We start from the raw sequence: 25,330 nt of genomic DNA, 5'->3' as shown, positions 1-25,330 counted from the left end.
AGCCTTAGTAATGGGTAACTAACTGCAACAACTGCGGATAGTCACGTCGCGAGGAGGGGGTTAAAAATCCTCACAAACCAGGCGATCGGTGTCGCTTAGTTTGCCATGGGCTAAATAGTCCGTTAGCCAATGACAGCCTTGTTTCATCAGGTCTGCCAGGTTGAGGTTCCACAGACAAATCTGGCCATCGGCCCCGGCGGAGGCGACATATTCACCGGTGCTATCAAAGGACGCTTGCCAAATAATGCCCCGGTGTCCGTTGAGGGTGTGGAGCAGTTGACCGTTGGACACTTGCCAGAAGCGGATGGTGCCATCGTCGCTGGCCGAGGCCACCACCGTGTCTCCTAAGCCAAAGGACACACTGCGGACCCAGTCGTGGTGCCCCCGTAGGGTGTGCAATAACTCCCCTTTGTGCCACAGACGAACGGCATTATCGCTGCCAGCGGAGGCGATGATTTCACCATCGGCGGAAACGGCCACGGCCCAGACGCTGCCGGTGTGGCCCTGGAGTACATGGCCGGTTTGGGCGCTGTCGCTTTCGATGTCTTTTAAGGACCAGCGGCGCAGGGTGCTATCTTCGCTGCCCGAAACCAGGTAGCGGCCGTCGGGGCTAAAGGCCACGGCCCAAACGGTGCCTTCATGGCCGCTGAGCTGCCCGAGGGAGCTGCCGTCTATGGCCCACAGACGAATATTGCGATCGCTGCCCGCTGACGCCAAATAGCTGCCATTTGGACTAAACTTCACCGCCCACACCGCGTTGTGGTGCCCCTGGAAGGAATGTCGCAGCTCCCCGTTCACAGACCATAACTTGACCGTATGGTCGGCGCTAGCCGATGCAATCATGCTCCCATCGGCCCGCCAGTCAACGCTATAGACGCTGCTGTTATGACCTTGCATCGTGGTCACTAGGCTGGGGGCCTGCTGCTGCCATACCCTCAGGGTTTGATCGGCCCCAGCCGAAGCCAGCAGCGAACCATTGGGCTGCCAGCACACGTCCCACACAATGCCCTGGTGTCCCTTTAAGATCGGTCTGGTTTGGGTTTGCAACTGCCAAATGCGCACCGTATTATCATCGCTGGTGGACACCACCTGGCTACCCTGGGGGTGCATGGCCAAGCTTAAAACACTGCTGCGATGGCCCTTGAGCGTATCTAAAATTTGGCCCTCCAGGTCCCACACATAAATATGCCGATCGTCACTGGCGGAGATAATGCGTTTGCCATCGGGACTAAAGCACACATCCCGCACCCAGTTTTGATGCCCCTCAAAACAGTGCAATAGCTCCCCTTCAAAATTCCATAGCTTAATCAGATGGTCGTCGCCCCCCGAGAGAATATGTTGACCATCGGGGCTAAAAACGGCCTGTAGTACCCAGCCCGCATGGCTGCTCATGGTTTGCAACAGGTCCCCCGCCGTGTTCCAAAGGCAGAGGGTGCCATCTTCTGCGGCCGACACCAAATGTTCTCCATCGGTACTAAAGGCCACAGAGCGCACCCAGTCGATGTGGCCTTCCAGGGTGTTTAACCAAGAACCATCCCAATTCCACAGGCGCACCGTGTGGTCATTACTGGCGGAGGCCAGCAGCCGTTGGGTGGGGCTAAAGGCCAAACTGTTGATTGAGCCCGTGTGGCCAGTGAGAATGTGCAAACAATCTCCCGAGAGCTGCCAAAGCCTGAGGGTAAAGTCATCTCCGGCGGAGCCCAGCAGCTGACTGTCGTGACTAAAGGCCACATCGAGCACGCTGCCCTGGTGCCCCGTGAAGACCTGGAGTAATTTGCCCTGGGCGCTCCACAGCCTGACCGTGCCATCGTCGCTGGCGGAGGCCAGATAGTCGCCACTGGGGCTGAACCGCGCCGATAGAACCCAGTCTTGGTGACCGGCGATCCGATTTTTCTCGCGCACGCCGTGGACCGCTTGCCACAGGCGAAACAGTAGCTGATTTTGTAAATAGCTAGACACAGGGGTGAGCCGACTTTGTTGGGCTCCCTTTAAGGCTTCCAGTAAAGCACCGAGGCCATCGTTGGACAGTAATAGGGCTTGGGAGACGGACGCCAGGGCCTGCATTTCGGCGGTTTCGGCCCGATAGCGTTCTTCGGTGGCTTGGGCCAGGGCCAGGGCCTGTTCTTGCAGGGCCGTACGCAGCTGGGTCTCGGTTTGTTGTCGACGGCTGCGTTCGGCCTGGTAGGCGCTCATCAACCCTGGCATATCCTGTTGTTTGACCAGGTCAGTCAGGTAGTCGTGGGCTAGCTGGTAGCGCACCCGCCCCCCGACTTCTGGGCTTTCAAACAACAATCCGGAGGCCGCTAAAATGTCTAGCACCAAACTTAATTGTGTCGGATCGGCCAAAATCCCTAACGACTCTAGGGATTCTTCTAATTCTGCCAGGGTTTTTAAGGGGCGGGTGTGGCTCTCGTCGCTCAGCAAATAAAGAATGGTGCGGGCCAGGGTTCTATTTTCGGGGCCGCAGTCTTCCACCACACGGTTGAGAAAATTGCTGACCAGCCCCTGGATGGGGTCTTCCCCTAGGTGTTGATAGCGCCTCAGGGTGGTGATGTTCTCCCGCTGTAGTTCGGCCCCCACCACCTGGAGCTCAATGGGTTTAACTTCACCATCGTCCATGGTGAGGTCGTTGACTAGGGCCGTAATCAGGGTTTCTTCTAGGTAAAACTGGGCATTTTCGGTCAAATATCGAATGACGGCTTCGCATTGTTCGCGGTTAAAATTACCAATGTAGTAGCGGACGTCTTTACTTAAGATATCTAGGTCCAGATCGGCAATGCGCTCCCACTCTAGTAAGTAGTGTAAATAGTCATCCCGCAGCGCTAGGACGATTTTGAGGTAAGGGATGTTGAGGCAGTCTCGTAAAAAGTGGTACAGGGACTGCCGTTGTTTCACACTGGGGCTTTCAAAGAAGAATTCTTCGAACTGGTCGAAGACGATAATAATTTGTTGGTAATTATCTTGGGCATGTTGTTGCAGATGGTTGAGCAAACTTTCGCCCGTAATGGGAAAGGCTACCTGGAAGTTGGGCGGTGCGGAGGGCAGGGAGGCGGTGACCCGCTGCAGGGCCTGTAGGATGGAAATTTCCCAGTTGAGGTAGTTGCGTACGAGTAGGGGCAGGGTGGTGCGCCCTTCGGAGGTTGCCTGCTTGAGGGCCGGTATGAGGCCGCTGCTGAGGAGAGAACTTTTGCCCACCCCGGATTCTCCATGGAGAATGACCAGGGTGTATTGGGGCTGCATTAGCCGGTTCACCAGATGATTAATGTCTTGCTGGCGGCCCGAGGCCCGCATTTCGAAGGAGGAAATGTCATTGCGGGCCGAGGACGAACGATAGGGTTGGATCGGGCTGGCCCCAATAAAGGCCCGCAGGCCCATGAGATTTTCGATGTGGCGCTGCTCTTGTTTGATGGTGAAGGCTTCTAGATAGCGCTGTTTGGCAAAATAGAGGTCCTGCAGACTGCTTAAAATCTTGCGGTAAAGGGGAAAATTGTGGCGGGCTTCGGTGCGCTGGCGAGCGTTTTCTAGATCGTGGAGGGCGCCGTTAAATAAGCTTTCTTTGCCTTGGAGCTGGCGGGCCTGCCCCCGCAAAAAATAGTATTCGCCCTGGTGGTACCGGAGGGCGAGTACTACGGCCTCGGGGGAAAGGCTGGGGCTGGTGTCGTTAGCCAAGGTGGTATCTAGAACCTGGGTGTTTTTGACCGCTTGGCTAACTAGGTCTAAGGCTTGGCTTGCCAGGTTGTCCGCTTTGCCCCACTCTTCTTGGTGGATGGCGGCTTCCGCCAGGTAGCCATAGTCTCGGGCTAACCGGATGGGATCCTGTTGGTGTAGGGTGAGCGCTTCTGTGGCGATTTGCTCGAGGGCGTTCCAGTCTTCGAGTTTTTGGAGAATGGCGGCGAGGATGTGGATAAATTTGGCGGTGCGTTCTGGATGGTTTTGGGACCGTAATACATCGATAAACTGTTCGTAAAAACGCCTGGCCTGGCGGCACGAGGCTAAATAGGTGGAGCGTTGCAGCTTGGCATGGGTTTGCCACCACAGGCCCAGATGTAAGAGTAGTACCGCCTGTTGCTCGCTGGTGTTTTCAATGGTGTCGCTGACCGTTTGCCAATAGTTGAGGCTTTGTTCGTAGTAGTCGCGGGCGACTTTTAGGCGTCCGGGGGTGTGGGCTTCTCGTCCTTGGAGGAATGTCAGGCTGGCCTGGAGGGCGCCATCTAGCTGGGCCGTATGGTGGGTGAGATCTGCGATCGCAAATGTCAGTTCCTGCTCCGTCAGGGTGGTTAGATGGTGGCTGAGGCTAGGCAGCTGGGGGGCAAAATAATCCAGAAAATCCGACGCCTGACTGTCGAGAATGTAGGTAAATAGCTCAGCCGCAGAGCGGTGGAGGGCTTCGATCAAAGCCTGCACCGGATATTCTACCTGAATGGGCACCGCCGCAAAGCTTTTGAGGTCTGCCGCCTGGACCGTCAGCGTTTGCAGAACGCTATCGGTCATCCAGAGCACCACCGGATGGGGAAACTTGGTGATCAGGGCATTGCGACCCACATTGGCCGCCTTGAACATGGTTTCCAACGCCTCTACCTGGTCAAACCCGGTGACCATGACCGCTGCCGGTGGTGTGGCGTGGTCGGCCAGGCTAGAGATAATGGCTTTGGAGAGTGAACGGGTGTCTGGGGTTAGCTCCACCGTCTGAAAAGGCTGAGTTTCTGCCAGGGTTTGGAGCAACAGCTGACTTAATCGCTGATAGTTGGCCCGCACCAAAATCAACGAAAACTGACCACTGCCTAAGGTTAGGGCCCGCTGGAGATTATTTAGAGCCGTTTGGTTATAGGCAACAATTTCGGGAAGATCAGCCTGGTACATCGGAGCAGATAGGACAGGGCCAATGGACTAGAGGCCCCCTGGAGCAGGGGCCTGGACGGATGGGGTTAACGATTAGTTTGCCAATTTTGATAGCGATTGGTTTCTTTTAACACCGGGTTCAGGTCAAACCATCGGCCACTATTATCGCGATATTCATAGAGAAATAAACTGCGCAGTAGCAGGCTATAGGCCTCGTTGCCCTGGGTGTCGGGGGTGCTAATGGCCTTAAACATGAGCTGCCATTCGCCTTCGTCAATCAGGGCCATGAGAGAATCGCGCTCGTCTCGAATGACGGCTTCTAACACATTGGATTGTAGGGGGGGATCGCCCTTTTGTAGGCAGCCATAGAGCAGCCTCATTAGGTTACGCATGTGGCCGCCGCTGAGGCAGCAGAGACGGTTGAGCACGTCTAGGTTTTCAAAAATCTCTTGGCTGTGGTCGATGCGCTCATTATAGTTTTTGTCGGGAAATGCCCGGGCCAATACCATTTGTTGTAGCAGGGCCAGACCCGACTCGGAGGTGTTGCCTTCCCGCTGCATCACAGGCACCATGGGCAACACTTTTGGCGAGACGCCAAATCGGTTGGAAAGCCGGGGCAAATCGTCAGAGAAGACTAGCGCCAGGGGAATGGTATACACCACATGGCAGTTGAGGCGTTTTAGTTGTTCTCCGCGATCAATAAATAGGTATTCGGACTGGGTGCGACCGTTGGCGCGCTCCACCGGGTCAATGCGGTCCAGATTGTCCACAATTACCACCAGGCCTTTTTTGCCCTGGCTGCGTAGTGTGGCGATCGCAACTTCCAGCAGCTCTTCATTAATGGCATCAATAATCGTTTTCGTGCGCGGCTCTAGATATTGCCGCATGCGGCTGCGCATTTCTGGGCTTTCCTTGGCCCGAGCCGTAATCGCCGCAATGCCCACCGAAAAACTAACATCGGCAATTTCCATCGGCGTTTGCAGCGTTTCTGCCAAATTGCGAAATAGGTTCACCAAGGCCGACGGTCGCAGCTTAATCCCATCATTCTCTAAACTCTCGACCACCTGATGGGCGATCATCAACAGAATGTCGCTAATATCCACATCGGCCATTTCCAGGTCGCGGTCCGACTCAAAATAAACCACATGTAGCCCCTGCTGTTCTAACTTGGCCTTCAGACGGAGTAGCTCTGTAGATTTGCCGCAGCCAATGTTGCCCGTAAATAACTGCGTTGTCGCTTCATCGGGGGAGAGTAGGGTAATTGTGCGTTCCAGTTCTCGCACAATGTCGCCCCCCCGCACTGACGAAAAGTCGATGTAATATTGTCGATCCTCAGCCTGAACCAACCGCAGGGGCCGGCTCGGGTTTGCTGCGCGATAAAAGCGAGGAAGGTCTAAACCCATTGGCATAAAGCAACACGGCATTCGCCATCCTAGACGATTTTTATCGCAATAGGCCATGGGGGTGTCAGCATCTCCATGGCCATGACACACCAGTGGTGTCTGGGCGGTGTCTGGGCTTCATATTGCCCAGACCAGGGTCAAACTAATGAAATTATCCCGAAGATTGGCCGCGCGCGTAACATTAACCATCTTTAAATCCTTTGCTACACAGTTTTTTGGGCCTTTGCTACACAGTTTTTTGGGGCAATGTCTAGGTCAAAACGCCCCCATGGCCTACCTTAGAACCATCAGTAGTAATCAACTCAGGTTGGTTTAACCCCAACTTGGGCACATTAAGCCAATGGTGAATATGTAGTGATGGGGCATCGCACAGACGATCAATGACATGGCATTTATAAGATGTCTTAGCAAAAAAGTAGTTGCCTGTTTGCCGGTCTTGCTACTTGCGTTTGGTGCTGAACCTCGAGGGGGTGGGGCCACTACTCAACCCCCGAACAATATCCTGGTGATCCATTCCTACGACTTGGATTTATCGTGGACCGAACAGGAAAAACGGGGAATCGAAGAGGGATTTCAAGACAGTCAGCACAGTGTGACGGTCTACCATGAATTTCTAGATGCTAAGCGCTATCCAGATCTGAGGCATCACGATGATTTTTTAAGCTATCTCCAGACCAAATATCAGCACACAGAGCTGCGACTGCTAATGGTGGCAGACGATCCTGGCCTCAATCTGATTTTAGAAACGCGGGGGCAGTATTTCCCAGACATCCCCGTTGTTTTTATGGGTATTAACCATGTGCAAGAGCGCCTATTGACGACTCCTTGGTTGACCGGGGTCTTTGAACTACACAGCTATAAAGAAACGATTCTGGAGGCGCAACGACAGACCCAGGCTGATAATCTGATTGTTCTCATCGACTCTACGGAAACGGGCAAGGCAAATCTGGAGCGTCTGCGACAGCTGCAAGCGGCGGATGGGACACTGCCTCAGCTGACGGTGGTCAAGGATCTGACCCCAGCGACCATTACTCAAACGCTCGGGCAATATCCAAGTCATTGGCCCATATTGTTGCGGGGGCAATTGCGGTCCGAGGATGAAAATGGAGCACTTATCCCATTTGAGGATACGGCGCGGCTGTTGCGATCGCAGGTAGAAAACCCGATCTACACGGTCAGCAGCCATGAATTAAGCCACGGTGTCGTGGGTGGAAAAGTGCTGGAAGGCAGTTCCCATGCCAAACAAGCCGTTAAGCTAGCCAACAAAATTTTAGCTGGCACCCCCGTCGATCAAGTAGAGCCGGTGGTCGAGGCAAAAAATCAATGGATGTTTGACGCCCAAGAGCTCAAGCGATTTAATATCCACCCCAATGCGCTGCCCCTGGCCAGCACTCTAATTAATCAGAAACTCTCCTTCTATGAGCAGTATCGTCAGCTGACATGGTATGTCTTCTCCATCTTTGTCCTGGGCATGGTCACTATTGTGGTGCTCATAGAAGCCATTCGTCGGCAAAAACAAGCAGAACGCACCTTAGAGGGGCGAGTCGCCGAGCGCACAAATGAGCTCACCAATGCGCTCCAGGAACTCAAACAAACCCAGGCCCAGCTCATTCAAACAGAAAAACTGTCCAGCCTTGGTCAATTAGTGGGCGGCATTGCCCATGAATTTAATAATCCCCTGACCTTTATTTCGTCCAATATGCAAGTTTTGCAAGAATATGGACAAGACCTATTTAATTTACTGCATCTGTATCAACAACAGATATCCCCATTAAATGGCGCATCTGCCCTGGGGCAGCAGGCCGAAAACATCGACCTAGACTATATCCAAGCAGACATGCCCAAAATATTTCGCTCTGTAGCCAAAGGAACAGAGCGAATTGAGTCCATTGTGCGTAGCTTGCAATCCTTTGCCTGTAGTGACGAGCAAGGGGTAAAGCCAACAAATTTAAATGACAATCTAGACAACACCCTCTTAATTCTAAAATCCCGCATTGATAACGATGTGGAGCTAGTCAAAGAATATGGCCCCCTGCCATTGGTGGATTGCGATCCTAGCGCCATCAATCAAGTATTTATGCAGGTGTTACTCAACGCGATCGATGCCGTTAATAGCCTGGGTGACGGCAGCGTAAAACAAATTGTGATTCACAGTTGTTTACAGGAAGACGATTGGGTAACCATTGCCATTAGCGATTCCGGTCCAGGCATTTTGCCCTCCCTAAGGGATAAAGTTTTTGACCCATTTTTTACAACAAAGCCGGTGGGCAAAGGTGTTGGTTTGGGGCTATCTGTTTCCTATCAATATCTGCAGCAGCACCATGGCCACTTGGCGCTTCAGCCCCATTTGCCCCAGGGAACGACATGCCTTATTCAATTACCCATTACCCAGGCCCGGTCTTCAGTTTGGGCTGCGCAAGCAAGCACTTGAACCGCAGGTCGTAGCCCACTGCAGACCGCAAAAAAATGGCTATGTAAATCAATGTAACCATGTGTTGACTTTTGATGATAAGTACAAAATTTTGATTTATGAGCGTTGTATTTTCAAAGTATTTGCTGAATACTGAACTGCCGTCATTTTTTAAAAGGTAGTGTCAGACCAATGACATTAATGCATGATAAGAACGTAGGTCGCCCAGCCAATGCGTATCCAGAAAACGTAAACTATGCGTTCTATGAGTTGCTATGGGCTATGGGTTTGGTAATGCTGTGCCTATTTGCCGCCTTGGAATTGATTAAGCATTACTAAGGGATTGGCCGAGCTAAGGTTATGTTTAGCTGCGGGAATATCAACTTTTGGCAATGAGGATGAAGATTCTTTCTTCAGCTGTTGTCTTTCTAGGGTGCTTGTCTATGCTTTAGGGCATCCACCCCGAAAGATAAACAACTCAGGAGGTTGTTATGAAATCGATGATTTGGAAACCCGAGGAACATGATCGGTTAGTCAATGCCTACCTCGATGCTGAAAATCATGCCCCCTATGAGGTGATTTGGGCACTGGGTGTTGCGATATTTTGCCTGTTGACAGCAGTTGTTTTGATTGGCAATTTCTAGGTAATTAAAGAACGATTTGCAACGGTTATTTGTCCGTGGGCTTGTAGTATGCTGCAAACCCACGGATTTTTAGTTTAAAGTTATTGTTCGTGTTTTCAGCCATAGTTCAGGTGGTGGGGTAGCAAATTCTTACCCAGATTGGGTCGCCGCACAAAATGTCCCTGCCATGACCTAGTGCCCATCTGAGTTCGTCAACCCGGTTCTGACTAGACCATCCTGTCGGGGGCATTCCGGGTGGATGCCCAGTGATACCGGGTGCCATTAATCAGAATTTTGTATGACTCCGTACGGATAATTTCAATTCTTATTGGCCCCCATGATCATAGATCTTGTGGTACCGATGTTCAGTTTTTCCCATGGCCTTGATACATTTATCCCAGGCAATGGTTGTCAAAGTATCCGTAGACACGGAAAAACTCATGAATGCTGTCTCGGAGCCACAGCTTGATTGTGTAGTAGTTAAAACTGCTGAACTATGATCTTGTTTAACTACCTGCACGATGGGTAGCTTCAACCTTTAATTAATAATTTGGCGGTATTATATTAAAAACTAATGCAGCTTGAATCAAAATATATTGATGCAGGTTCGATATCTGGGAGAAACCCATGGGTGAAAATTGGAGTGTTAAGAATTTTCTCCACAAGCCGCTGCTGTTTTGTTGGGTCTCTATCAAGAGTGTTCTGAGCAGCCGGTTCGTCGGGAAAATGCCAAGTGTTAACGCAGGAATAGGGTTTCTGAAATCATCTTTTAAATGGGTGATTAAGGAGATATTGTGGCTATTTGCCGCAATATTAAGTGCCTATGCTTTAGGTAGCCTTTTCCTAATAGTTGCGATCGTCAGGTTTGGTAGGGCTGTTGTTAGGTGGATGGGAACAGTTATACAGGCCTGTTCAATGGCTTTGAGGGTAGGGGCGCGCGAGCAAGTGAGTCAACCGTTTACGCTCGATTAACAGTGACCTCATCAGGGATTGTGGATACCGTAATACGGTGGATGCGTGATTGAGTAATTCTCCATTTAAGTTAGACTTCTGTATTGAACACTACCACCATAGTTGTCGTTATCTGCTTAGCAATTAATTTGGTCGGAGTAGCCGTTTTATTGTCTTGTTATGGGTGCTGACGGGGCGGCTACGGGGCTATCGGGCGCATGTACTACCTTGTTGGGAAAAGTTAAGCGATGGTTGGCCGAAAACCCTTGCCTGTGGGTGAGGCCCTGGCTGGGTTGCTGGATAATTGTTGAGATTTTTAGCTCACTCCCCATGGGGGTGCACATAGCATAATTGGTCTTGAAAGGCTGACGGTAAAAGAGACTCCTGTGGCTGGGAGTCTCTTTTATTGCGTGGGCTAGGGTAAAAATTACATCTCTTTTATCACCTTGCCCATGGCAGTCAGCACATGATCCACATTTTTAGGCTGGCTGTTGTAGCCCATGAGGCCAATGCGCCATACTTTGCCGCCAAGTTCTCCTAAGCCATTGCCGATTTCGATGTTGTGATCGCTCAGCATTTTGCTGGTCACTGCCTTGGCATCTATACCTTCGGGTACCTTAACGGTGGTCAACGTCGGTAGGCGGTACTCCTTGGGGACGTGGCAGCTCAGGCCGATTTCCGCCAAACCATACCAAAGTTTCTCGGCGGTGGTTTGGTGGCGGGCCCAGGAATTTTCTAGGCCTTCTTCCATCACCAAGCGCAGCGCTTCGCGAATAGCGTAGGTCATATTCACGGGCGCTGTGTGGTGATAGGTGCGTCCTTTGCCCCAGTAGTTGCGCAGTAGGGAAACATCTAAATACCAGTTTGCCACTTTGTTCTGGCGCTTATCCATTTTTTGCAGTGCCCGCTCGCCCATGGTGAATGGAGAACTGCCGGGAGGGCAGCTGAGGCCTTTCTGGCTGCAGCTGTAGGCCATGTCCACCCCCCACTCGTCTAAGAAAATGGGCACCCCACCCATGCTGGTGACGGTGTCGATTAGTAGTAGGCAGTCGAACTCGCGGCACAGCTCGCCCACCCCTTCTAAGGGCTGGCGGGCACCGGTGGAGGTTTCTGCATGGACCAGGGCTAAAATGGCCGGGCGATGTTCTTGGAGTGCGGTCCGTAGTTCGTCTAGGCTAAACACTTCGCCCCAGGGTTTGCTAATGCTGCGCACATCGGCACGGTAGCGCTCTGCCATGTCCACTAGGCGGTTGCCAAAGTAGCCGTTGATGCCGACTAAGACCACATCTCCGGGTTCTACGGCGTTGGCTAGGGTGGCTTCCATGGCCGCGGACCCGGTGCCACTGATGGGCAAGGTCATTGGGTTTTCGGTTTGCCAGACGTAGCGCATCATGGACTGCACTTCATCCATGAGGTCTAGGTAGGCTGGATCCAGGTGACCAATGGGCTGACGATTCATGGCGGCGACCACGTCAGGATTGGAGTTGGAAGGGCCAGGACCGAGCAGTAGACGTTCTGGAATATCTAGTGCTGTGGGTGTGATACGGAATTTTTCATTAACTTGGGGTCGGGATAGGGTCTGGCTCATGACTGGCTAAACTGTAGCTAATGCGACAAAAGATTTTTTTATTGTCCGATGGAATGGTCCATTCGTGAAATTGGGTCTACCTTGCAAAGTGACTGATGTGGGATGTGGTGCTTTGCATTAAAGTAATGGCGGGCTTTTGTGTCCTGGCAATATGTAATGTGAAGGCTGGTGTGCGGTGCAATTAGATGAGCTAAGGAATCGTTGGCGGTTGGAACCTCAGGCGGAATATCGGTGCGATCGCAACCTAAACCTCTACAAAACCACCACTGATCCGGGGTTAGTCACCCAAGCCGCCGTTGGTCTGCAGCTGCACATCACCGACATTGCCCCCGATGGTATTCAGGTCCTACTCTGTGCCGATGCCTACCCTGGCTGGCTCAGGTTAGGCGATGCTGACGCCCTCACCCCGGCGGCGCACACCTACCAGGCACCCACGGTGGATCGCCATACTATTGAACAGGCCATTCCAGCCGCCATTGCCTTTACCCAGGCCGCCATGGCCACCCCCAACGAATATCTATGGGGCGGCACCGTTGCCCCCAACTACGACTGTTCGGGGTTGATGCAAGCGGCCTTTGCCTCCGTGGGGGTGCCCCTGCCCCGCGATTCATATCAGCAAGAAGCCTTTACCGCCAGGGTCGATCAATCGGAGCTGCAGCCAGGGGATCTCATCTTTTTTGGCCCACCGGAGCGCACGACCCACGTGGCTTTGCACTTGGGTGATGGTCGCTATATTCACAGCTCTGGCAAAGACCAGGGGCGCAACGGCATTGGCATTGACTCTATTGTGGATCTGGCGGACCCCGTCAGCGCCGCCTATGCTGCCCAATATCGATGCAGTGGCCGCATTGTTCAGGGCTATAAGCCTCAAAGGCCTTAGCTTCTATGATGCGGCCGCATTATGCAGGGCCATAAGCCTCAAAGGCCTTAGCTTCTACGATGCGGCCGCCTTGTGAAGGGCCATAAACCGCAAAAACTGTGCTAAACCTATATGCGAACAAAATGAAAAACTTAAAATTCGGCATTGCTAGCCCAAGCTGATGGCTGCATCTGTATTCAGTGGATCAATTGCATCAGCAATGACAAAGCCCAGGTTATGAATCCTGCCCCCTAGGGTACAGACACGGTTTAATACACCTGACCCATGTAGTTACACCGCCCTGTTATGCGCCGGCTTTCCCCCTCCATGGTTAAACGCATTCTTCGCTGGCTGTTGTTCGGCGGTATTTTATTTTTTCTTGCCAAAACCCTCAAAGATCATTGGCAAGACGTGAGCAATCTCCAGATTACGGGGGCCACATTTGCGTTACTGACCATTGCCCTGGGCATCACCCTGATTGCCCACATTTGGTCTGGGTGGGTGTGGCATTGGATTTTGCGCACCATCGATCAGCCCCGCGATGGCCGCTGGTCTACGGTGGTGTACCTCAAAACCAATATTGCCAAATACCTGCCGGGCAATGTGTGGCATTTCTATGGTCGGGTGCGGGCTTTGCAAGCAACGGGGTCATCCACGGGGGCGGCCATTGTCGGGGTGGTGCTAGAACCCTTGCTGATGGCGGCGGCGGCCCTGGGGTTGGCGGCGATTAGTTTTAGCATTACCGCTGGTAGCGATTGGCGCTATTTGTTGCCCTGTGCGGTGGCGCTGGTGGCCATGCTGGTGGCCGTTCACCCTCGGTTCTTGAATCCGGTGCTGCGAAAGTTGGGCATTGCTAAGGCCAAGGCCCAAGGCCTCACGGTGATTACCAGTACCCTGCGGCTGCGGTCTTACCCCTGGCGTTCTCTGCTGGGGGAACTGGGGTTTGTGGTGCTGCGGGGCCTGGGCTTTATGATGACGATGGTGGCGCTCCAGGCGCTGCAGCCCAGTCAGTTTTTTCCGGTGTTGGGGGCCTTTAGTGTGGCCTGGCTATTTGGCCTGGTGGTGCCCGGTGCCCCCGGTGGTGTGGGGGTGTTCGAAGCGGTTGCGATCGCGCTGCTTGGCCATCAAATCCCCAGCGGCTTACTGATCAGCAGTGTCGCCCTCTATCGTCTGATCAGTACCCTGGCCGAAGCGTTGGGTGCCGGGCTGATTTGGCTAGAAGAACGCATTGCCGACTTTATGACCCCAGTGGGGAAAGCAAAACGAACCATTTTGCTACCGCCTCCCAAAGATGAGACATCCCAGCCAGCATCCACCCCCCTGGCCGACAAGATCGGTGCAGATGCCTCCACAACTGCCGAGGCTATTTCGCCTCAGTCAGCTCCATCCCTGGAGAATTCAAACAGTTCTGAAAGCGTGGGGGAGCCGCCTACGGAATATGTGGAAAGTGATGCTGGGGCCGATGCCCCAGCTGTCGTCACGCCCGAAAAAGATAAGTCTGCGGCCCCGATACTGCCATCTGTTCTCTCTCAATCGGCGGCGAACGAAGGAGAACCCACTTCCCAATCCTTTGGCCCCCGTAAGAAGCGATGGCCCATCGGCAAATAGTTGGCAGCTATATGCTTTGGCCCATGTAAGCAACGATGGCCCATCGGCAAATAATTGGCAGCTATATGCTTTGGCCCATGTAAGCAACGATGGCCCATCGGTAAATAATCGGCAGCTATGGGATCGCACAAAAATAAACCGCTACGGCATTAAACACTCTCTTCGGGGCTGTTTTTTAATAGGTTGGCTACCCGTTCCACCACGTATTGGGCGGTCTGCTGAAGAAAGGCTGGATCCAACGTTTCCACGGTATCTGTGGCGCGATGGTAGTTTGGGTTGCGAAAATCAGCGGTATCACTCACCATAACGGCCCCAATGCCCTTGAACCAAAACGGAGCATGGTCGCTACGAAATAAATCGGGCATCAACGGTAACACCCCGATGGGCACCGGCAACGTGATTGCCGGCAATGTCGTTTCGTCCGCAGGGTCTAGGGCGAAGCTGGCCAACAAATCAGGATGGTCCGTATCGCCGATGACCCCAATAAAATCTCCTTGGCTGGGTAAAGTCCCTTGCCCTAAGCCAGCGGGGTATGCCTGGCAGTCCGGTTCATAGCAGGCGTAGCCGAGCATTTCTAGAATTACGGCACTTTCCAATCCGGCCAAATTGGCCCCATTGTTCACAAAGGCATTGCTGCCCACAAGTCCTTCCCCTTCCGGCTGCCGCTCCTCTTGGTCAAAAAAGACTACCTGGAGAGTTTTGTCTGTAGGGTAGTTAACAAAAAGACGCGCAATTTCTAGGGCGGTGGCCACAGCGCTGGCATTATCATCCGCCCCGGGGGACCCCGCCACAGAATCGTAGTGGGCCCCCACCAGAATCTTTTGCTCGGGCGTTTGGCGACCGGGGCGCACCACCATCAGGTTGGTCCCGGCGCTGTCTCCACGGCCAAACGACTGAGCCACGGGTTCATAGCCATAGGCGGTTAATTCCTGGCTTAAATAGGCACGGGTGCGATCTAGGGCGAGATCTGTGTAGCGTTCAGTGGATAAAGTTTGCACGTGCGCCATTAATTGGCCACTGTCAATCCTCAGCTCCCTCGACTTGGCCAGGGACGAAAACCCGTAGAAAACTAGACTTCCAGCCAAAATTGTCATTCCTAGCCAAAGACCTAACCGATGCCTCAATTTGCCCATGGTTTACATCAATTCACGCTGTGTGTCCGAGATGCACACATTGTCCACTGTAGATCGCAGTACTGAAAATCTGATCAATACGGCCCTATCTTTTCCATGAAATCGTTTTCCCAATCCAATCGACCACAGCGGAATGTTGCGTTGCTAGCTACGGGCTATGGTGCTTTCTTTTTATTGATTTTGTGGGCCGCGTATACGAATAATTTGCCCCTGCAGTTCTTAGGAAAATTTCCCTATTACGACAAAATTGGCCATGTGGTGCTCTATGCCATCGCCAGCTATTTGGGCCATCGCGTCCTAAATTATAGGCATTTTAGGGGGCTGCGATCGCTCCCTATTTTCCCCGTCCTATTTGGTTTAACCATGGCCGCAGAGGAAATTGTGCAGGGCCTGTCGCCCCACCGCACCCTAGATTCTTTAGATTTAGTTTGTAGTTTGGCGGGGGTGATCGTCGGATACCTGATAGCCCAGTCCACCCAGCCATCCCAACCCAATTAGGCTTAATTTCCTCGGCGAAAGTATTCCGTATATTTACGATGTTCCTGTAGCAAGCTTTTTTGATACTTTTCCGATATGGGGCGATACAGACTTGTTGCAATAGTTAATGAAAAAGTATTTATCAAGGTTCCTCTGTCATGACTTACTGTGAGACCTCTCCTCTCCTTAATGCCGCCCAGCTAAAGATACAGGGGCGTGAAATTAATGAGGCCATGGGTTGGAGTCGAGGTTGGTTAGCCAATCTTCGCTTTTTGGCGCTATGTTTGGCCGATCCTCAGCTCAGAGGTTTATCGCATTTGTTAGCCCAGGTGGACGAACACAATAGTTTAGTGTCTGCCATTGAAATGGATATTCGCAAAGCAGCGAGTAAAGAAAAGACGTTGTTGAACGATCTCCATGCGGTGGTGAAAACGTTTTACCAAACCAAAGAAGAGATTATTCAAGCCATTGCTCAATATGGTGAGCGCAACGATGAACGCAACAACACATCGAACACTGTTGTGCCTGATGATGTGCTGTCATATGAGCCAGAAGAGTCGGGCGGTGTGTATAACTGGTTGATTCGAAAGTCTCGTGCGTTGAGAACCAAGGTGCAGGGTTTGGTGGATTCAACAATCTGACTGCTGCTGATTTAGGCCCCTGTGTCTGGCTGAGATAGAGCCCATAGGGTCTAGTTAAAACTGCGATCGCACTTCTGAACCAGGGGTGCGATCGCTTCTTTTTTTAGTCATCAAATCACTACACATTCTTCACAAACGCTAGCCACAGACGTTGTACATAGGCAACCAGTTTAGTTAGGAGTACTAGACTACCTGTGACTCAATGGGAAATGGTCGTTTAAGGGAACTTTTTCCCATCGTTACGTCTATTAAGTCCTGTCTAGGAAAGCCTTCCTGGTCATTACTTTAAGATATTTCCCCGGATACGGATTGCCCAAATCTGTAAATTCAACTAGAACGAGGCAGTTCCTATTGTCACTAACTTATGTCTTCTTTTTATAACCTGACTAGCCAAACTCAGTCCCTACCAGGATTACCGTTGGATGGCTCAGTACGGTATCCCAACAAGCAACGTAAAAAGCCCAGCCATGGTTGTGACCATAGTAAGCCGCGCTCCGCTTACTGGACAGATGAGCTAGCTATTTCAACGGCGTCCTCCGCAGCCGCATCGCCTTACCATACGGCCCTTGCCCTTGGCGCCACGATGGTATGTTCTGCTGGCGCCCTGATGCAGTATACCGATACAGGCTCACCGCAGGCTGCCCCCGTCCTGCCAGAAGGTACGGCGCCAGGCGATGCGACGCCGTTAAAGCAGTCTGAAGCTGAAACAGCCGTTGTGACTCCTCCCGTTGCGACGTCTCAGCCCACCGCATCCTTTAGCACGAGCGCAAATGAATCTGCGACCCACAAACTACTTGATAGCCCCGCCGCTGTCCAGGCTAAGCTACAGCACTTGAGGTCTAAAATAGGGCAGTTTAAGACTCGAGATACGGTACAGGAACTGGAGCGTCAGCAAGCTATTCTGGCTCACCGTGAAGCGGACTTAGCCCATCGCCAGGCGGAGTTGGAAAAGAAATCCCAAGCATTGAACGAGCAAAAGGTTAGCCTAATTGACGTTTTAGGCATTCATCCGACTGAAGCTGAATACATTGCAAGTTTGCTAGGTGCCAGCGAAGACTATCAGCTCACTCGCCTAAAACTCAATGTTCTAAAAGAGGAGATTGCCACTGAATACAGTAAGCCCGTGTTGAGTAACCCTCAAATCGAGGTGCTTTACGGTCAATACGCTGAGGGAGAGGTTTATCTGCGTCACGTGGCCGCAGATATTTTGAACAACTATATTTCTAGCGTCAGCACTGAATTCTCCGATCCTAGATGGCAGGAGGTGAATTATTATGAGCTGCTTCACGCATTGATTCGTGTAGAACATTTTCGCCAAATGCACACTGTGGAATACAACACGTTGGCGCAAATGGATGAGCAGTTGACCGAGCGACAAACGGAAATCGCAAGTTTATTAGAACAAAATACGCTACTGACGCAGCAGCCCCTGCTAGATCACAATAAAGTCTTGCAAAAGGCTAATGCTACGCGTCATGAGCTTTTGCAGGTGTTGTAGGTTGTTTCTATAACGTTACTGATAGCGCAAGCTGCTGCTGCGATCACCGGTTACAGGACCTATTCTATGGATCGATAACATAACCATGCAACTATTTTCTTTATCCATAGTCACATACTTATGTAGTATGACATGGGGAGCCCTAATAAAATGGCCACATCAGTAAAGTGGGCGGTCGAGGACTATCATCAGATGATTGCAGCAGGTGTTTTGAAAAATCGTCGGGTGGAACTGCTAGCAGGAAATATTGTGGAAGTGAGTCCAGAGGGACCGAGCCATGCGTCCCGCGTTCGTAAGGTAGGAGCCTATCTCCGTGGACTGTTCAATGGTATGGTTTTGGTCTCTGAGGGGCATCCGATTACGCTACAGCAGTCGGAGCCATCGCCAGACCTGGCCATGGTTCGGTTGCCTACAGAACGTTACGACGCCCAGCATCCCCAGGCGGATGATATTTTGTGGCTGATTGAGATTGCGGATACCACGTTGCTGACTGATTTGAATGAAAAACAACAGATCTATGCGGCAGCCGGCGTTACTGACTATTGGGTGGTAAATATGGCGGAAAATCGTGTGATTGTTTTTCGCCAGCCGGTTGGTCAGGATTATATGAGTGTATTTGAGCTGACGGATGGGTTTGCGAATCCGTTAGCCTTTCCGGATATCCAGGTATCGGTTGATTGTTTGGTAGGGTAAAAAACAAGCAGGAACAAGTAAAAATTAGCAAGTAATTTAACCTGCAAAATGAATGGTTGCTAGGGGGCTGTAGCGTTTGCCAGCTCTCTGATATTTAGTACTTCTAGTTGCTTTAGACTCTGATGGGCCATGGCCCATCAGAGTTTTACTATGTTTGTTTTCGTATTGCTAAACTTGCCCCTCATGCCTTTTCACTAGGTCGTAGAGCACGTTGATCAGGGCTGTACCGGCTTGTTCACTTTCGAGTTCATCGGGCGACTTCAAAATGGCGTCGATGCTGGCAAATAAGGTATCCTCAATGCCAGCCAGGGCCATGGACCAGTCTGAAAAACTACGATTTGGAATTGGGTTAAAGTGCAACACACTAACATCCGTGTGGCGCGGGTCGTTTTGGATGGTTTCAAATAGATCCTCTACCGCATCCATCGGGCCTTCGATCACCTGGCTAAAATAGCCGCCACTATACAGTAAGGCTCCGGTGATACCCTGTTCTTTATTGTTTGAGCGAGCCAGCGTTAAAATTGATTCTATTTCGCGGGCGACATCGTTGATGCTGCCTTTAATGCTGCTCTTGCTAAAGTAAGCAATGCTGAATATTTGGTTGTTCATGGAGATCTCCTAAATGTAGGGGGGTGGATAAAAAGTCGGGAATTTGGTCTGTGGGGATGGGTCTGCTGAACAAATAGCCTTGGTACATGGGATTGCAACCTAACTTATGGAGAAAATGAAGTTGAGGTTGAGTTTCGATACCTTCTACGATGAGCTCAAGGCCAATGGCACTGCTAAGGCTAAAGATGGCGCGGATCATCTTTTCTGATAATGACCATCGGGCTTCATCTCGAACGTAGAGATCTGAGATAAATGATTTGTCGAGCTTAACGCTATCAAATGGCAAACTGTGTAGATAGGTGAGGGAGGAATAGCCTGTGCCAAAATCATCTAGGGAGAGTTTGCATCCTGTTTCTTTGACCGCAAAAAACTTTTCTGGAATTTCGTTGAAGGTGGAGGTTTCTGTCATCTCCAGGTGCAATCGGTGGGGCGCTAGACGAGACTCTTCCAGTGCATTGTTGATGGTGTCTGCGAGTAAGGCCGGTTTTTTGAATTGTTTTGCCGATACGTTAACGCTAATAAAAAAGTCTTCGGCTAGTTGGGGACCATGCCACTGCATGATATCCTTGCATGCCTTGCGCATGACCCAGGTGCCGAGCATGTCGATCACGCCAATTTCTTCTGCGATCGGGATAAATTGCCCCGGGCTAACCCATCCTCTTTGGGGATGATTCCATCGGATTAGGGCCTCAAACCCTGCGATCGCATAGTTGCTGCTAGAGATAATGGGTTGGTAGTGGATGGAAAATTGTTCGTTGTTGATGGCCTGATGTAGCTCAGGGGTATGGGTCGCCAGCGACACACGTAAATCGTTTTCTAAACTATGGGCCGCTTGAGCTAGCTCAAGCATGTGCGGCTCAAAGTGGGTGACTTCTAGTTTATTTCGTTGGGCGTGGTGTAGGGCAATATCTGCGGCATGGAAAAGAGAAGCTGCGTCTTTGCCATCTGCGGGCTGGCTGGTGGCGATGCCGATGGCCAGCGAGACGATGATGACATTGCCCCCCACGGCAATGGGGCGTTTAATAAAGTCCAGGAGCTTATCGGTGATGTCATCTAATTGGTCTTGAGAAAGACCTTTGAAGGCTAATGCAAAGTTATCTCCACTGGTTCTACCCAGGACATGGGCTTCAGGTGCAGCATTTTTGATGCGTTTAGAAACAATTCGAATAATGCGATCGCCAATTTGAATACCAACGCTATCGTTTACTTTTCTGAAACGCCCAATATCCAGTAAAACAAGTGTCACTGGCTCGGAGCCTTCTTCGATTAACAGCTCGTCAATTTCACTGAGTGTAGCTATACGATTTAAGAGCCCTGTTAGGGAATCTACCATTTCCATCTCAATCAGACCCATATGTCAATATCATGGTGTGCGAAGCCGGTTCATCCCTATAAATAACGAAATTTCTGAAACGACGACTGTAAATATAAGTTTCTTTCCCCTTACTTAGAGTAAGCCCACCTGCTTTGGAGAATTAACTGGCTGAGGCGTTGTTGTTCAACGGGTGCTTTCGTGGATTCATCATGTCATGGATGGTTCAATCTCATGTGATAAGAGAATTTGTAATGTTCTAGATTGTGTTGTCGATGCATGGTTGATATGAAAAATCTCTTTGTTGAACTGTTTGTTTCTATGTATGTGTAGAGATTGATCGGCCCTTGGTGGATTTTTTGTTGAGTGCGTCGCGTTAGCCAGCTATCCGATGTTAGAGCTATGGTTGGCGGTTTTCTTGGTGGTAGATTTAATGTTTAGTGTCTTCAGGTTCTTGTCCTAAGGGGGTGAGTCGGTTGATTTTTGTGGCAACAACTTTTTGTGATGCTTGATCGATCAAGATTTTCTGATGCAAGAAAATTTTCTTGTTCCCCTAGAAATTGGGCACTCTATTAATGTGGCGAATGCTCGTGTAAGGCCACGAGTGCTCGTGATCGGGGAGCATATTTCAACTGATGACTAGAGGCTCCGTTAATTCCTTGCATATATCAACAACTTCTAATTTGTCTGATAACGAACTTGAACAAGCGACTGTTGATATCACCCGCATGACCTCTGGTGCTTGTAAAATTCACACTGGTAACTCTGCTTTTTGGGTCGCGTTGATGAGCTGGCTGTTTGGTAAGTAGTGTTTGGTGATTTTGGTGATTTTGGTATTTTTGTGACCAAAGCTACGTCTTAAAGCTTTTTCTTGGGCTTGGTGAAAAATAGTTGAGAGATTGATCCTGGCGAAATGTTCGATTATCTCGATTTATTGCTGAATTTCTTTAGCTAACGGGGATCAGATTGCTGACCCGTATACTACTGGTGATGGTGCAGCATAAATCGAGATGACGGCTTCAAGGTTTTCTAAATGCCTTTGCCAATGGCGCAAGGTGGGCTTAGTTCCTGCCCTTGCCTGTGGCTTTTTTCTGATGGCTTCTAAGCTGCCTCAGTCCATGGTCCTGGGGCAAACGTCGCCTGGGGCAATGGTTACCTTTGACCTCAATGCCGATCTGCAAGACCAGGCTGAATTTTATAACCTTCCCTACCCATCAGATTTTCGGCTGGATGCTGAGGGTAAGCCTGACTTGTCTGGGTTTCCTGTATTGTCGCGGCAGTTTGGTCTGTTTAAGCGACTAAAAACCATTGCTAGCGATCGCACAGGATTTCCCACCACAGCGGCTGGTTATTTCCGCTTCGATCAGCCCCTAGAAACCCTCGATATTAATCAGCTCATTCCGGCGGCGGTGGATGCCCCCATATTGCTGATCGATATTGATCGAAACTCGCCAGATCGGGGTCGATTGTATCCTGTGGTGGCATCTACCCCCGCGTCTGATCCATTTTATGTCCCCGAGCATTTATTAGCCGTCTCTCCCTACCCAGGCATAGTCCTCAAGTCCAACCGCAAATATGCATACGTAGTACGCGACACCCTCAAGGATGCCAACGGTGAACCGTTACAGACCACCGACACCTTTGCCCAGCTGCGCCAGGGCAAACTCATTCAAGGCGAGATAAGGCGTAAGTTTTTAGCCTATACCCTTTACCAACCCCTGTGGGAAACGCTTGATTCACTTGGGGTTGATCGAGATAGTGTGGTTGTTGCTACGATATTTACCACGGGAGATGTTGTGGCAGAGATGGCCCAACTTTCCGATCAAATGCTAGAGGCCTACGAGCCTACTATTCGCGACCTCACCTACGATGCGTCCCAGGTGATTTCTGATCTGGATTATTGCAAATTTACCGCCAAAATTCGGCTGCCCCAGTTCCAGAAAGGATTTCCCCCCTATTTCTCGTATCGTGAGCGAGAAGGTCTCTTTGTCTTTGACGAGCAGGGAAACCTTCGCCGCCAGCGATATCAGACCATTCCTGTGGTGATTACGCTCCCTAAAACGTCCATGCCTGCTGCCGGCTATCCCCTGGTTGCCTACTACCATGGTACGGCAGGCTTGAGCACCCAGGTGGTCGATCGGGGGCCAATTCCACGGCCAGGTCGGGCGCGCTTGCCAGATCGTGGTCCAGCGGATGTGGTCGGTGCCCAAGGGTTTGCCTCCGTTGCCAGTGCGCTCCCCCTCAATCCAGAACGTCTGACCAATCTTTCGGCTAGGTTATTCTCAGACTTTTTAGATGGTCGCATCTATCTAAATCCGGTGAACCTATCGGCCTATCGAGATACGTTTCGTCAGGGGGTGATAGAACAGCGGCTGTTGCTAGAGGCCCTAGGCCGTTTGCAAATTCCCTTGGACGCGTTAGCGGCCTGTGAAGGACCCACATTGCCTGCGGGGGAAACGCATTTTCGGCTACAAACAGATGCGGTCATTGCCCTGGGGCAATCCCAAGGGGCCCAGTATGCGGTGATGATGGCGGCGGTGGAGCCGAAAATTCAGGCGGTGGTGCCAACCGGGTCCGGGGGATTTTGGGCCTTGTTATTTTCCTCATTAGCAGGACCCGATGGGCCTGATGACATCCAAGATGTTGGCCGACTGCTGCGACAGTTTCTAGAACGTCCTGAGCCCTTAGATCATCTTTATCCTGCCCTGCGGTTACTCCAAAGTTCTTGGGAAATCGTGGAACCCATGGTCTATATGCCACGCATTGCTAAGGATCCCTTGCCTGGGCATCCAGTGCGCTCCATTTATCAACCGGTGGGCCAGGGAGATAGCGATTTTCCTGAAGAGGTGTTTAATGCAGTCGCTTTGGCCAGTGGTGTGCAACAGGCTGGCCCGAGTCTATGGCCTGAAATGCAAGGGTCTTTAGCATTGGGTGGGCTAGATGGAATTATCTCCTATCCGGTGTCTAATAATGTTGTGAGTGAGACGGGGGTGCCCTACACCGGCGTGGTGGTGCAGTACGAAGGTGATGGCATTGCCGATGCGCACACTATTTTTTCGCAACGGACCGATGTGAAATATCAATATGGTTGTTTTATGAGTAGTCTGCCGCAATTTGGTATGGGAATTGTGGTTGAGCCACGTCCTGTGCTGCCCCCTTGTTTATTTCCCTAGGTGATTTTGCTATTTGGCTGGAGGACTGGGTTGCCAAAAGTGATGGTTTGGATGCCTAGAATTAAGATGAAATTTGACTTCTCTCCCCTTTCTTGGAATCTCTGATTTTGGCAAAAGTGTATGTTCTGTTGAGAGATAAAAATCTGTCGTTCTAATGATAAAGTCGTTAATCTTCGGTTTTTACATCTAATGTTGTACGAATCTCATGGATGATTTTCGCTTCAGCATCGGTGACTGTGCCATCTAGTTCAATGATTTTCTGACAACGGATGATAAGGGGAATGGCAAAGTCTTCATTGACTTTGGGTAACAATGTTGAGAGTTCTGGCAGCCCTTCTTTTTCTAGGGTCTCTAATGTGGCTGGTGCCAACCCTAGGGTTGTTTTTAGGGTGGATAGGCTGTCTGTTAAAGATTGTTCTGGGGTATTGGCCAACATAATGTGCACCAAAATCAGATCCATGACCACCTCTTGGGCAATGGCCTGTTGCAAATAGGTGTCGCTGTCGCTAGTGGATGCTGCGAGCGCTTGCTCTGACTGTAGCGGGTTGAGCTTTGCTTCGTAAAACCGACAGGCAGCATAGCCTAGGGAGTAGGTCATGGCGGCATTGGTACTGCAGCCGATCACGGCTCCTGCGGCTGGCACGTTTTTCAAAAATCCCAATAGCCCGGCCCGGGTGGCATATTTCACACCCCCTTCAATGGCTTTATTGCCGCCCATAGACAGCCCGAAAATGGCGAGCACTTCACCTTTGCGGGCAGGGTTTTCTAACCCTAACCCGTAGGCTGCTGCAATTTGGTAGACCAACTCTGCCTGGAGCGACATGGTGACGGCAAAGTCGAGGGCAAAGAGGGCGGTGGCCATGCCGGGTAAGGCGCTGCTGGCGAGACCGGTGCTCGCGGCTAGGGTAGCTTTGCGCACCATGAGACGATGGGCCAACTGGCCAGGGCTATCGTTCGGGTGTTTGGCTCGAATTTTGTCTACTTCTGCGGTGGCTTTTTGCACATCGACGGTATCTAGCAGTTCCACTAACCAGTCTAGATTTAGGCTTTCGGTAGCGGTGCGAAACAGGGGATTGGCCTGGATCCATCCTGTTAATTGTCCGATGCTGCTGGTTGCTCGCTGGGCGCTATGGCCAGCGGCATGGGTCAAGTTAGTGGCCGTATTGATGACAATTTGGCTGGTTTGGCTGGCGGCATGGGTCAAGGTGTTGCCGGTATTTTTGGCGGTGTTGCCAAGGGTGTGGGCGGTTTTTTCGGTTTGTTTGCCCAATGCTCCGGTCGCCGCCCCCAGAGCGCTAGCGATTTTACCTAGGAGGTTGCGGGGCTGGTTAGGGCGTTCCTGCTTGGTTGGTTTGGCTAAAGGGTTCGGTTCTGGGGAGGCCATGGGTGGAATTTTCAGGGAGGGGGTTAATAGAATTAACAGGTTAAGATTGCCCGATCCCAGACGATGGGCGAGCCCTTCGAGGGTTTATTGCTACTTTTCTGGCTAGCTTCATCAATAATGGGGGCAGTA

16 protein-coding genes are annotated in these 25,330 nt (G+C 51.2%); 9 read left to right on the top strand and 7 right to left on the bottom strand.

Annotated elements, in window-relative coordinates; all coding sequences use genetic code 11:
- Positions 1-60 precede the first annotated feature (60 nt).
- Together IXB28_RS11980 and IXB28_RS11975 are read right to left on the bottom strand one after the other, a co-directional pair.
- The gene (locus IXB28_RS11980) at positions 61-4,860 is read right to left on the bottom strand and encodes a WD40 repeat domain-containing protein (RefSeq protein WP_215618837.1); all 4,800 of its coding nucleotides are present in this window, start codon (positions 4,858-4,860) and stop codon (positions 61-63) included.
- Between the two features lie 65 nt (positions 4,861-4,925).
- Positions 4,926-6,242 (bottom strand): AAA family ATPase, encoded by a 1,317-nt coding sequence (locus IXB28_RS11975; RefSeq protein ID WP_215618836.1) that lies wholly within the window; start codon positions 6,240-6,242, stop codon positions 4,926-4,928.
- A gap of 385 nt (positions 6,243-6,627) precedes the next feature.
- Here IXB28_RS11975 and IXB28_RS11970 point away from each other — a divergent pair, with 385 nt between their 5' ends.
- Both IXB28_RS11970 and IXB28_RS11965 read left to right on the top strand, forming a co-directional pair.
- Positions 6,628-8,673: a sensor histidine kinase gene (locus tag IXB28_RS11970; RefSeq protein ID WP_215618835.1), complete on the top strand. Its 2,046-nt coding sequence runs from the start codon at positions 6,628-6,630 to the stop codon at positions 8,671-8,673.
- A gap of 470 nt (positions 8,674-9,143) precedes the next feature.
- A complete protein-coding gene (locus IXB28_RS11965) occupies positions 9,144-9,296 on the top strand; it encodes a hypothetical protein (protein WP_215618834.1) in 153 nt (50 codons plus the stop codon).
- A gap of 1,357 nt (positions 9,297-10,653) precedes the next feature.
- Here the strand turns inward: IXB28_RS11965 and IXB28_RS11960 are convergent.
- Positions 10,654-11,814, bottom strand: a complete 1,161-nt coding sequence (locus tag IXB28_RS11960) for a pyridoxal-phosphate-dependent aminotransferase family protein (RefSeq protein ID WP_215618833.1) — start codon at positions 11,812-11,814, stop codon at positions 10,654-10,656.
- A gap of 175 nt (positions 11,815-11,989) precedes the next feature.
- Between IXB28_RS11960 and IXB28_RS11955 the strand changes: the two genes are divergently transcribed.
- Entirely contained in the window at positions 11,990-12,694 is a 705-nt protein-coding gene (locus IXB28_RS11955) for a C40 family peptidase (protein ID WP_215618832.1), read from the top strand.
- Between the two features lie 306 nt (positions 12,695-13,000).
- Positions 13,001-14,281: a lysylphosphatidylglycerol synthase transmembrane domain-containing protein gene (locus tag IXB28_RS11950; RefSeq protein ID WP_215618831.1), complete on the top strand. Its 1,281-nt coding sequence runs from the start codon at positions 13,001-13,003 to the stop codon at positions 14,279-14,281.
- A 149-nt stretch (positions 14,282-14,430) separates the two neighbouring features.
- On the opposite strand, the gene IXB28_RS11945 is transcribed toward IXB28_RS11950, so the two are convergent.
- A complete protein-coding gene (locus tag IXB28_RS11945) occupies positions 14,431-15,366 on the bottom strand; it encodes a M28 family peptidase (RefSeq protein ID WP_215618830.1) in 936 nt (311 codons plus the stop codon).
- A 144-nt stretch (positions 15,367-15,510) separates the two neighbouring features.
- Between IXB28_RS11945 and IXB28_RS11940 the strand changes: the two genes are divergently transcribed.
- From IXB28_RS11940 to IXB28_RS11925, 4 genes are all read left to right on the top strand, one after another.
- Entirely contained in the window at positions 15,511-15,912 is a 402-nt protein-coding gene (locus IXB28_RS11940) for a VanZ family protein (RefSeq protein ID WP_215618829.1), read from the top strand.
- A gap of 137 nt (positions 15,913-16,049) precedes the next feature.
- Positions 16,050-16,532 carry a hypothetical protein gene (locus tag IXB28_RS11935; protein ID WP_215618828.1) on the top strand — a complete coding sequence of 161 codons (483 nt, stop codon included), beginning with the start codon at positions 16,050-16,052 and terminating at the stop codon, positions 16,530-16,532.
- Positions 16,533-16,896: 364 nt separating this feature from the next.
- On the top strand, positions 16,897-18,030 hold the full coding sequence (locus tag IXB28_RS11930; protein ID WP_215618827.1) for a hypothetical protein: 1,134 nt from the start codon (positions 16,897-16,899) through the stop codon (positions 18,028-18,030).
- Between the two features lie 150 nt (positions 18,031-18,180).
- Positions 18,181-18,723 (top strand): Uma2 family endonuclease, encoded by a 543-nt coding sequence (locus IXB28_RS11925; protein ID WP_215618826.1) that lies wholly within the window; start codon positions 18,181-18,183, stop codon positions 18,721-18,723.
- A gap of 168 nt (positions 18,724-18,891) precedes the next feature.
- Here IXB28_RS11925 and IXB28_RS11920 read toward each other — a convergent pair whose 3' ends face one another.
- Both IXB28_RS11920 and IXB28_RS11915 read right to left on the bottom strand, forming a co-directional pair.
- Positions 18,892-19,332, bottom strand: coding sequence for a BLUF domain-containing protein (locus tag IXB28_RS11920; protein WP_215618825.1), 441 nt, complete (start codon positions 19,330-19,332; stop codon positions 18,892-18,894).
- A complete protein-coding gene (locus IXB28_RS11915; protein WP_215618824.1) occupies positions 19,298-20,686 on the bottom strand; it encodes a putative bifunctional diguanylate cyclase/phosphodiesterase in 1,389 nt (462 codons plus the stop codon). The genes IXB28_RS11920 and IXB28_RS11915 overlap by 35 nt, the downstream gene beginning before the upstream one ends.
- A gap of 1,052 nt (positions 20,687-21,738) precedes the next feature.
- Between IXB28_RS11915 and IXB28_RS11910 the strand changes: the two genes are divergently transcribed.
- Positions 21,739-23,817 carry a hypothetical protein gene (locus IXB28_RS11910; protein ID WP_215618823.1) on the top strand — a complete coding sequence of 693 codons (2,079 nt, stop codon included), beginning with the start codon at positions 21,739-21,741 and terminating at the stop codon, positions 23,815-23,817.
- Positions 23,818-23,983: 166 nt separating this feature from the next.
- Here the strand turns inward: IXB28_RS11910 and IXB28_RS11905 are convergent, their stop codons facing one another.
- Positions 23,984-25,201 (bottom strand): EcsC family protein, encoded by a 1,218-nt coding sequence (locus IXB28_RS11905; RefSeq protein WP_215618822.1) that lies wholly within the window; start codon positions 25,199-25,201, stop codon positions 23,984-23,986.
- Positions 25,202-25,330: the final 129 nt, after the last annotated feature.

The sequence above is a fragment of the Leptothoe kymatousa TAU-MAC 1615 genome, from assembly GCF_018739865.1.
Taxonomy (GTDB): domain Bacteria; phylum Cyanobacteriota; class Cyanobacteriia; order Phormidesmidales; family Phormidesmidaceae; genus Leptothoe; species Leptothoe kymatousa.
The sequence above is the reverse complement of the archived record's forward strand: the minus strand, read 5'-3'. Positions and strand labels throughout refer to the sequence as shown.